General features: G+C 66.4%; 13 protein-coding genes. 10 read left to right on the top strand and 3 right to left on the bottom strand.

Features of this window, described 5'->3' with window-relative positions:
* The first annotated feature begins 43 nt into the window (after window positions 1-43).
* From AB3K92_RS20390 to AB3K92_RS20370, 5 genes are all read left to right on the top strand, one after another.
* Window positions 44-1,186 (top strand): glycosyltransferase, encoded by a 1,143-nt coding sequence (locus AB3K92_RS20390; protein WP_176130160.1) that lies wholly within the window; start codon window positions 44-46, stop codon window positions 1,184-1,186.
* Window positions 1,183-1,677: a hypothetical protein gene (locus AB3K92_RS20385; protein WP_048026409.1), complete on the top strand. Its 495-nt coding sequence runs from the start codon at window positions 1,183-1,185 to the stop codon at window positions 1,675-1,677. The genes AB3K92_RS20390 and AB3K92_RS20385 overlap by 4 nt, the downstream gene beginning before the upstream one ends.
* 13 nt (window positions 1,678-1,690) lie before the next feature.
* On the top strand, window positions 1,691-2,281 hold the full coding sequence (locus AB3K92_RS20380; RefSeq protein WP_021160329.1) for a dual specificity protein phosphatase family protein: 591 nt from the start codon (window positions 1,691-1,693) through the stop codon (window positions 2,279-2,281).
* 417 nt (window positions 2,282-2,698) lie between these two features.
* Window positions 2,699-3,013: a helix-turn-helix domain-containing protein gene (locus AB3K92_RS20375; RefSeq protein WP_319002050.1), complete on the top strand. Its 315-nt coding sequence runs from the start codon at window positions 2,699-2,701 to the stop codon at window positions 3,011-3,013.
* Window positions 3,006-4,292, top strand: a complete 1,287-nt coding sequence (locus tag AB3K92_RS20370; RefSeq protein ID WP_124842077.1) for a type II toxin-antitoxin system HipA family toxin — start codon at window positions 3,006-3,008, stop codon at window positions 4,290-4,292. The genes AB3K92_RS20375 and AB3K92_RS20370 overlap by 8 nt, the downstream gene beginning before the upstream one ends.
* An 84-nt stretch (window positions 4,293-4,376) precedes the next feature.
* On the opposite strand, the gene betA is transcribed toward AB3K92_RS20370, so the two are convergent.
* From betA to betI, 3 genes are read right to left on the bottom strand one after another with little or no spacing between them, the layout of a single operon-like run.
* Window positions 4,377-6,077, bottom strand: a complete 1,701-nt coding sequence (gene betA, locus AB3K92_RS20365; RefSeq protein ID WP_193094458.1) for a choline dehydrogenase — start codon at window positions 6,075-6,077, stop codon at window positions 4,377-4,379.
* Between the two features lie 25 nt (window positions 6,078-6,102).
* Window positions 6,103-7,572: a betaine-aldehyde dehydrogenase gene (gene betB, locus AB3K92_RS20360; protein WP_027789748.1), complete on the bottom strand. Its 1,470-nt coding sequence runs from the start codon at window positions 7,570-7,572 to the stop codon at window positions 6,103-6,105.
* Between the two features lie 32 nt (window positions 7,573-7,604).
* Entirely contained in the window at window positions 7,605-8,189 is a 585-nt protein-coding gene (gene betI, locus AB3K92_RS20355) for a transcriptional regulator BetI (RefSeq protein ID WP_021160333.1), read from the bottom strand.
* Between the two features lie 719 nt (window positions 8,190-8,908).
* On the opposite strand from betI, the gene AB3K92_RS20350 reads away from it, so the two are divergent.
* The 5 genes from AB3K92_RS20350 (at window position 8,909) to AB3K92_RS20330 (ending at window position 14,308) form a co-directional block, all read left to right on the top strand.
* A complete protein-coding gene (locus AB3K92_RS20350) occupies window positions 8,909-9,811 on the top strand; it encodes an alpha/beta fold hydrolase (RefSeq protein ID WP_059620296.1) in 903 nt (300 codons plus the stop codon).
* A 67-nt stretch (window positions 9,812-9,878) separates the two neighbouring features.
* Window positions 9,879-10,448 carry an isoprenylcysteine carboxylmethyltransferase family protein gene (locus AB3K92_RS20345; protein ID WP_021160336.1) on the top strand — a complete coding sequence of 190 codons (570 nt, stop codon included), beginning with the start codon at window positions 9,879-9,881 and terminating at the stop codon, window positions 10,446-10,448.
* Between the two features lie 17 nt (window positions 10,449-10,465).
* A complete protein-coding gene (locus AB3K92_RS20340; RefSeq protein WP_059812653.1) occupies window positions 10,466-11,749 on the top strand; it encodes a glycosyltransferase in 1,284 nt (427 codons plus the stop codon).
* Window positions 11,746-13,347, top strand: a complete 1,602-nt coding sequence (locus AB3K92_RS20335; RefSeq protein WP_059494921.1) for a DHA2 family efflux MFS transporter permease subunit — start codon at window positions 11,746-11,748, stop codon at window positions 13,345-13,347. Before AB3K92_RS20340 ends, AB3K92_RS20335 begins: the two co-directional genes overlap by 4 nt.
* Before the next feature lie 10 nt (window positions 13,348-13,357).
* On the top strand, window positions 13,358-14,308 hold the full coding sequence (locus AB3K92_RS20330) for a glycosyltransferase family 2 protein (RefSeq protein ID WP_021162575.1): 951 nt from the start codon (window positions 13,358-13,360) through the stop codon (window positions 14,306-14,308).
* Window positions 14,309-14,314: the final 6 nt, after the last annotated feature.

The raw sequence follows: 14,314 nt of genomic DNA, 5'->3' as shown, positions 1-14,314 counted from the left end.
GCGAACCCGCGTTCCGACCACCTTTATCGAAACGGTCAGTCAGATGTCAAAGCAAAACAAGAAGATCCTCCTCCTGAGCGTCAGCGCCGGCGCCGGCCATACCCGAGCGGCCGAAGCGATCCGCGCATTCGCCGACCATCATCCCGCCGGCATCGACGCCACCCACCTGGACGTGATGGATTTCGTGTCCACCGGCTTCCGCAAGCTGTACACCGATCTCTACATCAAGCTCGTCAGCAGCCAGCCGGCGCTGTGGGGCTACCTGTACCAGAAGACGGACGAAGTCGATCCCGCCGCCCCGTCGCAGAAGATCCGGCGCGCGATCGAGCGGCTCAATTGCCGGGCGCTGCTCGCGGAGATCGAACGCCAGCGCCCGGACGCGATCATCTGCACGCACTTCCTGCCGGCCGAGCTGCTGTCGCGCGAGATCCGCAAGGCGCGCGTCGACACGCCGGTGTGGGTGCAGGTCACCGATTTCGACCTGCACAGCATGTGGGTCGTGCCGAACATGCGCGGTTATTTCGCGGCCAACGACGAGATCGCGTGGCGCATGCATGCGCGCGGCATGGCGCCTGAAACAGTGCACGTCAGCGGCATCCCGATCATGCCGGCGTTCGGCCAGCCGCTCGATCGCGCGGCCTGCGCGGCCGAGTACGGCCTCGATCCCGCGCGCCCGACCTTCCTGATGATGTCCGGCGGCGCGGGCCTCGGCGGGCTCGACGTGCTGGCGGCGCGCCTGCTCGGGATGGACGCCGACTTCCAGCTGATCGCGCTGGCCGGCAAGAACCAGGCGATGCTCGCGTCGCTGCAGGCGCTCGCCGCGCAGCATCCGGGCCGGTTGTTTCCGCAGGGCTTCACGCAGCAGGTCGAGCGCCTGATGGCCTGCGCCGACCTCGTCATCACGAAGCCGGGCGGCCTGACGACGTCCGAATGTCTCGCGATGCAGTTGCCGATGATCGTCAACTCGCCGATTCCGGGCCAGGAAGAGCGCAATGCGGATTTCCTGCTCGAACAGGGTGTCGCGCTGAAGGCGATCGACGACGACGCGCTCGTCTACCGGATCCGCGCGCTGCTGCAGGCGCCGGAGCGTCTCGCCGACATGCGCCGCCGCCTCGCGCCGCTCGGCCGGCCGCTCGCCGGCCGCTTCGTGCTCGATCGCGTGCTGGGCCTGGAGCCCGCCGCATGAGCGTCGCGCGCTTCGTGCCGACGCGCCATACGCTGTTTGTCGTTGCATGGGTCGTGTTGCTCGCGTATTTCTTCGCGAACGTGGAGATCCAGATCGAAGGCAGCGCGGGCTGGGCGGCCAACCTGCCGACGTGGCGCATCGAGCATCACTGGCTGCTCGACATCTTCTGGGGCGGGCGGCCGATGACCGGCTACCACGCGTGGGTCTTCCCGTTCGTCGCGCTGTTCTTTCACTGGCCGGCCGTGTTCAACCGACGGTGGTCGTGGCGCATCGAAGCGCGGATCGTCGCGTGCATCATGGTGTTCTGGCTGACCGAGGATTTCCTGTGGTTCGTGCTGAATCCGGCCTACGGTCTCGCCCGCTTCAATCCCGCCAACGTGCCGTGGCATATCCACTGGTTCGGCGTGGCACCGACCGACTACTGGACGATGAGCGCCGCCGCGATCGTGCTGTTCATTCTTTCCCGCGAGCGCAAGCGCGCGTTTTACTGATCCCCGACCCGACATGAAACTCGCCTTCATCGCCGCGCTCTCCGTCACGCTCGCCGGGCTCGTGCAACCGGCCCATGCGGACCCGGCCTCCGAGGTGTCCGCCCGGCCGAGGCCGATCAAATGGGCGCAGGGCGTGACCGATGCGCATGTGAACAACCTGCATCGCATCACGCCGACGCTGTACCGCAGTGCGCAGCTGTCGCGCGCGGATGTGCCGGAACTGCAGAAGCTCGGCATTCGCAAGGTCATCAGCTTCCGTTCGTTTCACGCGGACGACAGCATCCTGGCCGGCACGCAGATCAAGATGCAGCGCATCCGGATCAACACCTGGGACATCCGCGACGAAGACATGGTCGCGGCGCTGAAGGCGCTGCGTACGGCCGACCAGGACGGCCCGGTGCTGATCCACTGCCAGCACGGCGCCGATCGTACCGGCCTCGTGTCGGCGTTGTACCGGATGGTGTACCAGGGCTGGACGCGCGAGCAGGCGCTCGACGAGCTGCAGCATGGCGGCTACGGGTTCCATCCGATCTGGCAGAACATCACGAACTATCTGAAGCGCGTGGATGTCGAGCGGTTGCGGCAGGAGGTCAATAGCGGCTGAGCCCGACCTGCGAGGACCAGCTCCCGACGTCACCGTAGCGCTCGGCGCTCGTCTTCGCTGCAGCAGCAGAAAGCCGACTCTCCCGGCATGCAGCCGGCTCTTCACCCACGAGCTGCAGCAAAGCCCAAGCAGCCGGTCGGCTCCGCCACGATCCTCGAAGAGGCGCGAACAAGGCCGTGCACCCGTGCAACACGGAATCCGGCCTTTGCACTGCCCCGGATCGTTCGCGCAGCCGCGGGGCGATCTGATCGACCGCATCTTTGAGGGGAAGCCACTTAAATCCAACATACTGTGGCTAAGCTGGTAATTTTGCCGATAAAACGCAGAATTAAAGAATTAACCTCCTTGAGCCAAGGTGGCGTTAATTCTATAATTTTGGGTGTTAACCGGCATGGAAAGGGTGTAAGACGCACTATGTTGGATTTAAGCTTCAGCAAGCCGAGCGAGGTCGTCAAGCGACTCTGCGAGCGCCTGCGCACCGAGCGTCTGGCTGCGGGCATGACGCAGTCGGATCTTGCGGGGCGTGCCGGCATCGCGACCAACACCGTGTCGAACCTGGAGGCCGGGCGCAATGTCGGCTTCGAGGCCGTGGTCCGGGTGGCGATGGCGCTCGGCCGGATCAAGGAGCTCGAAGGCCTGTTCCAGCCAAAGCTGGACAGCATCGAGGACATTCTGCGCTACGAGAAATCAGCCAAGCGCCTCCGTACGAGGAGGAAATCCGGCGATGCCTGAACAAGTGAATGTTTTCTATGAGGGCTGGGGGGAGCGGTGGCTTTGGGGCACGCTGGTCTCCACGACTGCGCTGACCGGTCGCCCGCTGATCGTGTTCGAGTACAGCAACGAGGCGAGGCAGAGGGGCCTGGAGCTGTCTTTGTACACATTGCCGCTGGAGGGTCCCCGGTTGCGGCGAGATTTCCCGGTTCATCAATTGCAACTGCCGGGGCCTGTCTATGACGCGTTGCCGGACGGGTGGGGCATGCTGCTGATGGACCGTATGTTCCGGCGCCGTGGGCTCAACACGGCGCGCATTGGCGCCCTGGAGCGGTTGGCGTATATCGGCAGCAACGCGATGGGGGCCATGGCGTTCGAACCCGTCGCACCCGAAGGGGAAGCGCCGGACGCCCACATCCCGCTGGAACAGCTTGCTGCCGAAATTCAGGACGTGCTCCATGGTGAAGGGGGTGAGTTCCTGCAGACGTTGCTGCGGGTGGGCGGCTCGCCCCAAGGTGCACGGCCCAAGGTCCTGATCTATCGCGATCCGCAAACCGGCGGGTTGACCACGGCCGCCACACCGGGCTTCGAAGCCTGGCTGGTCAAGTTCCCCGCAAGAGACGAGCACGCCGAGGTGTGCGCCATCGAGATGGTCTACGCCGAATGTCTGCGCAGATGTGGCATCGAGACTCCGGACACGCAGTACTTCAGTTTGCCCAATGGGCTGGCGGCGTTCGCCAGCAAGCGCTTTGATCGGCATGAGGGATCGCGTGTCCCCATGCAGAGTCTCGCGGCGTTTACGGGGGCCGATTACCGGCATGCGGGTTCGCTGGACTACCTCAACTTCTTGCGGGCGACCCGGATCTGTACCAACGACGTGCGAGAGATGAGGAGGGCCTTCGAGCGCGCCGTCTTCAACGTCGCGTTCAACAACCGCGACGACCATCCCAAGAACTTCGCCTACGTCATGGCGCCACATGGTCAGTGGAAACTGGCGCCGGCCTACGATGTGACCTTCTGCGAGGGGCCCGGTGGATATCACCAGATGGACGTGATGGGGGAGGCACTGGAGATTTCCCGCACGCACATGCTTCGGCTTGCCGAGGAAGCCGAAGTGCCCCAGGACGTTGCCGGCAGGATGATCGACGACATTTGCGAAGTGGCCGGTCAATTCTCGGGCATGGCCGAGAACATGTACCCGCGGATCATTACTCGAGATACCCTGCGCACGATCCAGGGCCGCATCAACGAGAACGTTGCCCTGCTTCGCCAGGCTCCGGTGGGTCGCGCTCACCGGTGAGGATGCACGTAAATACGCCGCCGACAATCCCTGTCGGCGGCGCTTCGTCAGTATATTGATGAGCGGGCAGTGCGTCCGCCGTCGTCAAACCGTCTCCGGCTGCCGCACGGCCTTCGCGACATTCCGCGCCATCGCCCCGTTCGCGACGAAATAGGGCACGTCGACACGCGCGAGCGGTTGCTTGCCACGAATCTTGTCCGCGATTTTCTCCGCGATCATGATCGTCGGCGCATTGAGGTTGCCGGTCGTGATGATCGGCATGATCGACGCATCGACCACGCGCAGCCCTTCCAGCCCGTGCACGCGGCCTGCTTCGTCGACCACCGCCATATCGTCGTAACCCATCTTGCACGAGCACGACGGATGGAACGCGGTTTCCGCGCGGGCCCGCACGAACGCGTCGAGTTCCTTGTCGGTCTTGCAGTCCGCGCCCGGGTTCAGTTCGCGGCCGCGATAGCGGTCGAGCGCCGGCTGCCGCATGATTTCACGCGTCGCGCGGATCGCATCGCGGAACTCGCGCCAGTCGAGCGCTTCGGCCATGTAGTTGAACAGGATGCTCGGATGCTGGTTCGGATCGCGCGAGCGCAGCTTCACGCGGCCGCGGCTCGGCGAGCGCATCGAGCCGACGTGCGCCTGGAAGCCGTGCATCTCGATCGCGTTCGAGCCGTTGTAGTTGATCGCCACCGGCAGGAAGTGATACTGGATGTTCGGCCACAGGTCGTCGTCGCGCGTGCGGATGAAGCCGCCCGCCTCGAAATGGTTGCTCGCGCCGAGGCCCGTACCGTTCAGCATCCATTCGAGGCCGATCTTCGGCTGGTTCCACCACTTCAGCGCCGGGTACAGGGAGACGGGCTCCTTGCACTCGTACTGGATGTACATCTCCAGGTGATCCTGCAGGTTCTGGCCGACGCCGGGCAGGTCGAGCACGACGGGAATGTCGAGCGCCTTCAGCCACGCGCCGGGGCCGACGCCCGAGCGCTGCAGCAATTGCGGGGACGCGATCGCGCCGCTGCACACGAGCACTTCGCGGCGCGCATGCGCGGTCGCCCGTTCGTTGCCGCGCAGGTACGTGACGCCCGATGCGCGCTTGCCGTCGAACAGGATGCGGTCAGCGAGCGCATGCGTGACGATCTCGAGGTTCGGCCGTGCACGCGCCTGGTCGAGGTAGCCGCGCGCGGTGCTCGCCCGGCGGCCCTTCGGCGTGACGGTGCGGTCCATCGGCCCGAAGCCTTCCTGCTGATAGCCGTTCAGGTCGTCGGTGCGCGGATAACCGGCCTGCACACCCGCGTCGACCATCGCCTCGAACAGCGGATTCACGCCCGGCTTGCTGGTCGTGACCGACACGGGGCCGCTGCCGCCGTGATAGTCGTTCGGGCCGACGTCGCGCGTCTCGGCTTTCTTGAAGTACGGCAGGCAGTCGAGATACGTCCAGTTCTCGAGGCCCTTGTGCGTCGACCAGTTGTCGTAGTCGAGCGCGTTGCCGCGGATGTAGCACATCCCGTTGATCAGCGACGAGCCGCCGAGCCCCTTGCCGCGCCCGCATTCCATCCGGCGGTTGTCCATGTGCGGCTCGGGGTCGGTTTCGTACGCCCAGTTGTAGCGGCGGCCCTGCAGCGGATAGGCGAGCGCCGCCGGCATCTGCGTGCGGAAGTCGAAGCGGTAGTCGGGGCCGCCCGCTTCGAGCAGCAGCACCGTCACGTCCGGATCTTCCGTCAGGCGCGTTGCGAGCACGTTGCCCGCGGAACCCGCGCCGCAGATGATGTAGTCGTATTCGCGTGTCGTCATGACGGTCAATCTCCTTTCGTGATCCTTAAAACACCGGGTTGTAGCGGCCGAGCTCGACCTGTACCGACTTGATTCGAGTGTAGTGCTCGAGCGTCGTGATGCCGTTCTCGCGTCCGACACCGGATTGCTTGTATCCGCCAACCGGCATCTCGGCCGGCGATTCGCCCCACGTGTTGATCCAGCAGATGCCGGCTTCGAGGCGATGGATCGTGCGGTGCGCGCGCGACAGGTTCTCCGTCACCACGCCGGCGGCGAGCCCGTAGTGCGTGTCGTTCGCGCGGGCGATCACTTCGTCTTCCGATTCGAAATCGAGGATGCTCATCACCGGCCCGAAGATTTCCTCGCGGACGATCTTCATGTCGTCGCGGCAATCGCCGAACACGGTCGGCGCGACGTACTGGCCGCCGCCGAAGTGGCCGTCCGTCAGGCGCGTGCCGCCCGCGAGCAGCTTCGCGCCTTCGGCCTTGCCGCTTTCGATGAAGCCGAGCACCTTGTCGAGCTGCGCGGCCGATACGAGCGGGCCGAAGTTGGTGTCGGCGTCGGTCGGCTTGCCCACGCGGATGCGCTTCACGCGTTCGAGCACCTTCTGCGTGAACGCGTCCTTGACCGAACGGTGCACGAACACGCGCGTGCCGTTGGTGCAGACCTGGCCCGAGCTGAAGAAGTTGGCGGTGACCGCGATGTCGGCCGCACGGTCGAGATCCGCATCGTCGAACACGATCAGCGGCGACTTGCCTCCGAGCTCCATCGTCACTTCCTTCAGCGACGATGCGCCGGCCAGCGACATCACCTTCTTGCCCGTCTCGACGCCGCCCGTGAACGACACCTTCGCGATGTCCGGATGACCCGTCAGCAGCGCGCCGACCGAGCCGTCGCCCTGCACGACGTTGAACACGCCGGCCGGCACACCGGCTTCCGTGTAGATCTCCGCGAGCTTCAGCGCGGTGAGCGGCGTGACTTCGCTCGGCTTGAACACCATCGCGTTGCCGGCCGCGAGCGCGGGTGCCGTCTTCCAGCACGCGATCTGGATCGGGTAGTTCCATGCGCCGATGCCCGCGCACACGCCGAGCGGCTCGCGCCGCGTGTAGACGAACGATTCGGCGCGCAGCGGCACCTGCAGCCCTTCGATCGCGGTGGCGAGGCCCGCGTAGTACTCGATCACGTCCGCGCCGGTGACGATGTCGACCGCGAGCGTCTCGGCGATCGGCTTGCCCGTGTCGCGCGTTTCCAGCGCCGCGAGCTCGTCGTTGCGCTCGCGCAGCAGGTCGACCGCGCGGCGCAGGATGCGCGAGCGCTGCATCGCGGTCATCGCGGCCCATTCACGCTGGCCTTCCTGCGCGGATGCAACCGCGCGATCGACGTCGGCCGCGCTGGCCTGCTGCACCTGCGCGAGCAGTTCGCCGGTGGCGGGATCGAAGGTGTCGAAAGTCTTGCCGCTCGTGGCGTCGACGTAACCGCCACCGATGTAGAGGCGCTGCAAACCGAATACGGACATGAGGATCTCCTTGAGGGCGACTGCGTCGCGCGTCAGTCGGACGCGAGCAGCAGGTCGATGTAATCGTGGGCGAGCTTCAATGCAGCCCGGGTGTCGATCGGGCCGCCGGCGAGTGCGCCGCGCAGCCACAGGCCGTCGATCAGCGCGGCGAGGCCGCTGGCGGCTTCGCGCGCTTGCGTACGCGGCAACGCCTTCGCGAATTCCGCGCACAGGTTCGAATGGAGGCGCCGCGTGTTGACGTGCTGCAGGCGCTTGAGCATCGGGTCGTGCATGCTCTGCGACCAGAACGCGAGCCACGTCTTCATGACGGGCGCGCTCACCTGTGTGTCGTCGAAGTTCGCGGCGACGATCGCGCGCAGCCGCGAGCGCGGGTCCTTGCGTGCCGCCACGCGGCGGCGCGTGGTGGCCGACCACAGGTCGCGCAGCACGTGCCGCATCGTCGCTTCGAGCAGGCCGTCCTTGTCGCCGAAGTAGTGGCTGACGATACCCGTCGAGATGTTCGCGCGCTGCGCGACGGACGCGAGCGTCGTGCCGGGCAGGCCCGCTTCGTCGATCGAACGCAGCGTGGCGTCGATCAACTGTGCGCGGCGAATCTCCCGCATTCCGACTTTCGGCATCGCGACTCCCTTCGCCCGGACGGGCCGTCCATGGAAGTCGAGAGCTTAGCGGTTTTTTATTGATCGTTCAATCAATAAAAAATCGGGGTCTGATGGTGACGACGGGTGCCGGGCAGACGAAAGGGCAGTCGGCCGAGCGTTGTGCAGGTGCGGAAAAATAATCGAAAGATGGTTAAGAAAACAGAAGTTTGTTTAAAACGCTTTCTGAATTAGGCAATCAATCCGGTTAATCGTTACGGGTGCCGAAGCGATTGCGAAATGAAAGAATATTGAGCTATGTGATATTCGGTGAAATATCGAAGTCGGACGAAGAAACGACGTCACGATTCATTCATGAAAATCCGTTTGAAATAAGCGAATGAAACGGATCAAGTCATTGATTTGCAATGAATAATGCATGGTAAGGCGGGCTTGGGCCGGCGCTCCGCAAACGATTGCGGTCACCCTCGAAAGGATTCCGCTTACCATAAAAAATGACGGAATAATTTGAAGCGGCGGTATTTCCTGACAGAGTAGAGGGTATCGTTGGAATGACTTGAGTCAGTAATATTGTCCGTATTAGTATGGCGCCGCACTACGAGGAATGAATCGATGCCGCCGGTATTGCCGCGGCGCATTGGCCAACCGCGCGATTCGGATTGCGCGCGAAAACCGGCGCAGCCATTGCGCACCTGCAGCATGCCGCGACGTCGAGACGCCGCATCCACCGGAGAACGACGATGCTGACCGAAAAACACGTGGTCCCGCTACCGAATGGTCTGAAGGTCTACGTCGAACGGAACGTGTTCGACCCGGCGTTCGACACGGCGATGCTCGTCAACGGCGCGCTCGCGACGACCGCGTCGTTCGGGCAGACCGTCCAGTATCTCGGCGAGCGGATGAACACGATCTGCTTCGACCTGCCGTACGCGGGGCAGTCGCGCCAGCACAATCCGGGCTGCTTCATCCTGACGAAAGACGACGAAGCCGCGATCCTGCAGTACCTGGTCGAGCGTTTCGCGCCGGCCTACCTCGTGTCGGTATCGTGGGGCGGCGTGGCGTCGCTGTTCGCGCTCGCGCGCGGCTGCCCGAGCGTGCGGCGCGCGGCGATCTGCTCGTTCTCGCCGTTCCTGAACGACGCGATGGTCGACTACGTGACGCGCGCCCGCGACCACATCGCGGCCGGCGAGAACCTGAAGGCCGCGCAGTTGCTGAACGACACCGTCGGCCGCTACCTGCCGCGCATCATGAAGCTGTACAACTACCGCTATCTCACGCGCCTGCCGCGCGACGAACAGGACCAGGTCGCGTTCCACGTCGACCAGATCCTGTCGCTGCAGCCCGAGCGCTACCTCAGCGAGTTCTCGAACATCGGCTGCGAGCTGCTGTTCCTGAACGGCGAGCGTGACGAATACACGACGCCCGCCGACGTGCGCCAGCTCGGCGCGCACGTGCCGCGCGCGCGGTTCGCGACGGTGCCGGACGCCGGCCACTTCCTCGACATCGAAGGCCGCGCGCAGCGCGAATACACGCGTGCGGCGCTGCTCGACTTTTTCTGCGGCGAGTCGTCGCTCGCCCCCGGCATCGCGCTCGCCGCCGCGCAGGCGTGCGTGCCCGCGCCGATGCACGCGCTGTCGTCGTGACGCCGCGCGCCGTGCGTCCGGTACGCAACGCGCATCCGAATTCCCATCCCAACGAGGCAGGCCAGCCGTGAATATCGTTCAGACCATCGCCATCGTCGTTCCGTGGGCCGCGTGGCTCGCCTACTGGATCGCCACTTCGCAAGGCGTGAAGGCGACCGTGCGCAAGGAAGCGTCGCGCTCGCGCACGCTGCAGTCGATTCCGCTGATCGTCGGCGGCGCGCTGATCATCCTGCCCGATCCGTCGTGGCAGGCACTCGTGCCCGACTGGCAGCGCTTCGGCCTGCAGGCGCAGTGCGGGCTCGCGGTGCTGGTCGCGGGCCTGCTGTTCTCGGTGTGGGCGCGGCTGCATCTCGGCACGAACTGGAGCGTGTCGGTCACGCTGAAGGAAGACCATGAACTCGTGCGCACCGGGCCGTACGCGCTCGTGCGTCACCCGATCTATACGGGCTGCCTGATCGCGCTCGCCGGTGCCGCGCTGATCGGCGGCGAATGGCGCGGCGCGATCGGCGTGCTGCTCGTGTTCGCGTCGCTCGCGTACAAGGTGCGTGTCGAGGAAAGCTGGCTGACCGGGTATTTCGGGCCGGCATACACGCAGTACCGCCGCGAGGTCGCGGCGCTGATTCCCGGCTTCTACTGATCCCCGCGAGGCGCGCGATGGCGAAGATGATCGTGACCGCGATCGGCTCGGCGGGCGACGTGTATCCGCTGCTCGGCGTCGCGCGCACGCTCGCGGCGCGCGGCCACGACGTCGTGTTCTGCACGCACGCGCCGTTCGAGGCGGCCGTGCGCCATTGCGGGTTCGAATTCGTGCCGATCGGCACCGCGGCCGAATACGAGGCCGCGATGGCGAACCCCGCGCTGTGGGATTCGCGCACGTCGTTTCGCACGCTGTGGCAGGTGATCGCACCGACGCTGCGCCCGCACTACGACGCGCTGCGTGCGCTGGCCGACGGCGACACGGTGCTCGTCGGCACGCTGTGGGCGTTCTCCGCGCGCTTCATGCAGGAGCTGCACGGCACGCCGTATGTGTCGGTGCAGGTGTCGCCGTCGACGCTGCTGTCCGCGCATGCGCCGCCGACCCACCCGCGCCTGACGATTCCCGCGCGTTGGCCGCTGCCCGTGAAGACGGCGCTGATGACGCTGATCGAGCGCCAGGTGCTCGATCGCACATGCGGCCCCGCGCTCAACGCGGTGCGCCGCGATCTCGGGCTCGCGCCCGCGCGGCGCGTGCTGGGCCGCTGGCTGCATTCCACCGACGGCGTGCTGTGCCTGTTTCCCGGCTGGTTCGCGCCGCCGCAGCCGGACTGGCCGTCGAATCATCTGCAAAGCGGTTTTCCGCTGTTCAACGATATCGCGGTGCCTGACGACGATGCGGAACTCGATGCGTTTCTTGCGGCCGGCGAGCCACCCGTCGTGTTCACGGCCGGCTCGACGCTCGTCGATCACGCGGCGTATGCGCGCGCGGTGGCGGACGCGCTGCGCGCGACCGGCGCGCGCGGGATCCTGCTGACGCCGCACGATGCGGCGCCGGACGGCAACCGGTTGCTGGTGCGCCGTTTCGTGCCGATGCGCACGCTGCTGCCGCGCTGCCGCGCGCTCGTGCATCACGGCGGGATCGGCACGGCGGCGCTCGCGTTCGAAGCCGGGATCGTCCAGGTCGTCACGCCGTTCGCGCACGACCAGTTCGACAACGCGCAACGCGTCGCGGCGAGCGGCTGCGGCGTGCGCGTGGACGGCCCGATCGACGGTGCGCGCCTCGGCGCGGCGCTCGCGCACGTGCTCGACGAACCCGCGTTCGCGGTGCATGCGGAGCGCGCCCGTGCGCTGCTCGCCGCCGCGCCGGACGGCTGTCGCGCGGCCGCCGATTTCATCGAACGGTTCGCGCCGAAGCGCACGCGGGCAACCGCGCGGGCCGCTGTCGCGGCGGCCGGCGCATGAGCACCGCGTCGCCGCTTCACGACGGGCCCGTCGCGGCGTCCGCGTTCGATGCGCCGGCCCCGGCGTCGGAACCGGCCGCGCAGCCGGTGCGCGGCATCCGGCTCGCGCTGCTGACGTTCGCGCTGTCGCTCGCGACCTTCATCGAGGTGCTCGACTCGACCGTGACGAACGTCGCGGTGCCGGCCATTTCCGGCAGTCTCGGCGTCTCGAACAGCCAGGGCACGTGGGTGATCAGTTCGTATTCGGTCGCGGCCGCGATCGCGGTGCCGCTGACGGGCTGGCTCGCGCGCCGCGTCGGCGAACTGCGGCTGTTCGTCGGCGCGGTGCTGCTGTTCACGCTGACGTCGCTGCTGTGCGGGCTCGCGCGCGACCTGCACGTGCTCGTGATCTGCCGCGCGCTGCAGGGGCTGTGCTCGGGGCCGATGGTGCCGCTGTCGCAGACGATCCTGCTGCGCACGTTCCCGCCGGACAAGCGCACGATCGCGCTCGCGCTGTGGGCGATGACGGTGCTGCTCGCGCCGATCTTCGGGCCGGTGGTCGGCGGCTGGATCGTCGACAACTTCTCGTGGCCGTGGATCTTCCTGATCAACCTGCCGATCGGGCTGTTCTCGTTCGCGGTCTGCACCGCGATGTTGCGCCCCGACGCGCAACGCGGCACGGCCGGCCCGATCGACGTGCCGGGCATCGTGCTGCTCGTGATCGGCGTCGGCTCGCTGCAGGCGATGCTCGATCTCGGCCATGATCGCGGCTGGTTCGGTTCACCGCTGATCGTCACGCTGGCGGTGGTCGCGGCGCTCGCGATCGTGTCGCTGCTGATCTGGGAGGCGGGCGAGGCGCATCCCGTCGTCGACCTGAGCCTGTTCCGCGATCGCACGTTCTCGTTCTGCGTGCTGATCATCTCGCTCGGGATGATGAGCTTCTCGGTGGTCGGTGTCGTGTTTCCGCTGTGGATGCAGGCCGTGATGGGCTACAACGCGTTTCACGCGGGGCTCGCGACGGCGTCGCTCGGCGTGCTCGCGCTGGTGTTCTCGATCCTCGTCGGGCTGCATGCGCATCGCTTCGACGCGCGCGTGCTCGCGACCTTCGGCTTCCTCGTGTTCGCGGCCGTGCTCGCGTGGGATGCGCATTTCACGCTGAAGATGACGTTCGCGCAGATCGCCGCGCCCGGGTTGATCCAGGGGATCGGGCTGCCGTGCTTCTTCATTCCGCTGACGGCCGCAACGCTGTCGCGCATTCCGGACGACCGGCTTGCCGCCGCGTCGAGCCTGTCGAACTTCCTGCGCACGCTGTCGGCCGCGTTCGGCACCGCGATGAGCGTGACGCTGTGGGACAACCGCGCGACCTATCACTACGACGTCGTGTCGCAATCCGTCACGCACGCATCGGCGAACACGCAGCGCTTCGTGCACACGCTGAACGCGATGGGCGTGGACGGCGTGCGCGAGCTGACGACGCTGCACCAGGTCGTGATGCAGCAGGCCTACATGATGGCGACCAACGACATGTTCTGGATGGCGAGCATGACGTGTCTCGCACTCGCGGCGATGATGTGGCTGACGCGGCCGAAGCGTGGCGCGGCCGCGTCGTTCGGGCATTGAGGAGAGGAACATGACGACACTCGGCGCACTCGTGATCCTGTATCACCCGAGCGACGCGCAGCTCGACGCGCTCGGCACCTGGCGGCACGCGTGCGACGCGCTGCTCGTCGTCGACAACACGCCGCAGCCCGATGCACGGGCGCGCGCGCTGTGCGATAGGGAAGGCATCGCGCTGCTGCATCACGGCAATCGCGGCGGCATAGCCGGCGCGTACAACGCGGGCCTCGCGGCGCTGTTTCGCGACCGCGTCGATGCCGTCGCGCTGTTCGACCAGGATTCGTCCGTGCCCGCCGCGTATTTCCCGGCGATGCGCGACGTCTGCGCAGGGCTCGCGGGGCGCGCGTTTCTGGCCGGCCCGCGCATTTTCGACGAGAACGCGCGCAGTTTCCTGCCCGAACTCTCGACCAACGGGATCGGGCTGCGCCGCTTGCGCATCGAGCCGGGCGCGTCGCTGCAGCGTTGCGCGTTCCTGATCTCGTCGGGCTGCGTCGTGTCGCGCGATGCGTTCGACGTGCTCGGCCGCTTCGACGAGACGCTGTTCATCGATCACGTCGACACCGAGTACAGCTTTCGCGCACTGGCGCGCAACGTGCCGCTTTATGTCGTGCCGTCGCTGGTGCTGCCGCACCGGATCGGCGCGAAGCAGCGTCACGCGATCGGCCCGTTCGAAATGACGTCGATGAATCACTCGTGGCAACGGCGCTACTACAGCGCACGCAATGCGGTGCAGCTCGGGATGCAGTACGGGCTGCGCTTTCCGGTGGCGATCGTGCCGAACCTGCTGACCGTGTGGCAGGTCGTGCAGATCGCGCTCGTCGAACGCGACAAGCGCGCGAAGCTCGCCGGCATCCTGTTCGGCATCGCGGACGGCCTGTTCGGCCGGCTCGGTCCGCTCGAGCGCACGCGGCCACGGCTGGCCGAGCGTGCGCGGCGCGTCGAGCAGCGCATTCAGCAGGGATGAGGAGCG

It is taken from the genome of Burkholderia sp. Bmkn7 (assembly GCF_041103175.1).
GTDB lineage: Bacteria > Pseudomonadota > Gammaproteobacteria > Burkholderiales > Burkholderiaceae > Burkholderia > Burkholderia cepacia.
Note: the sequence above shows the minus strand (reverse complement) of the source record. Positions and strands in the feature narration are given on the sequence as shown.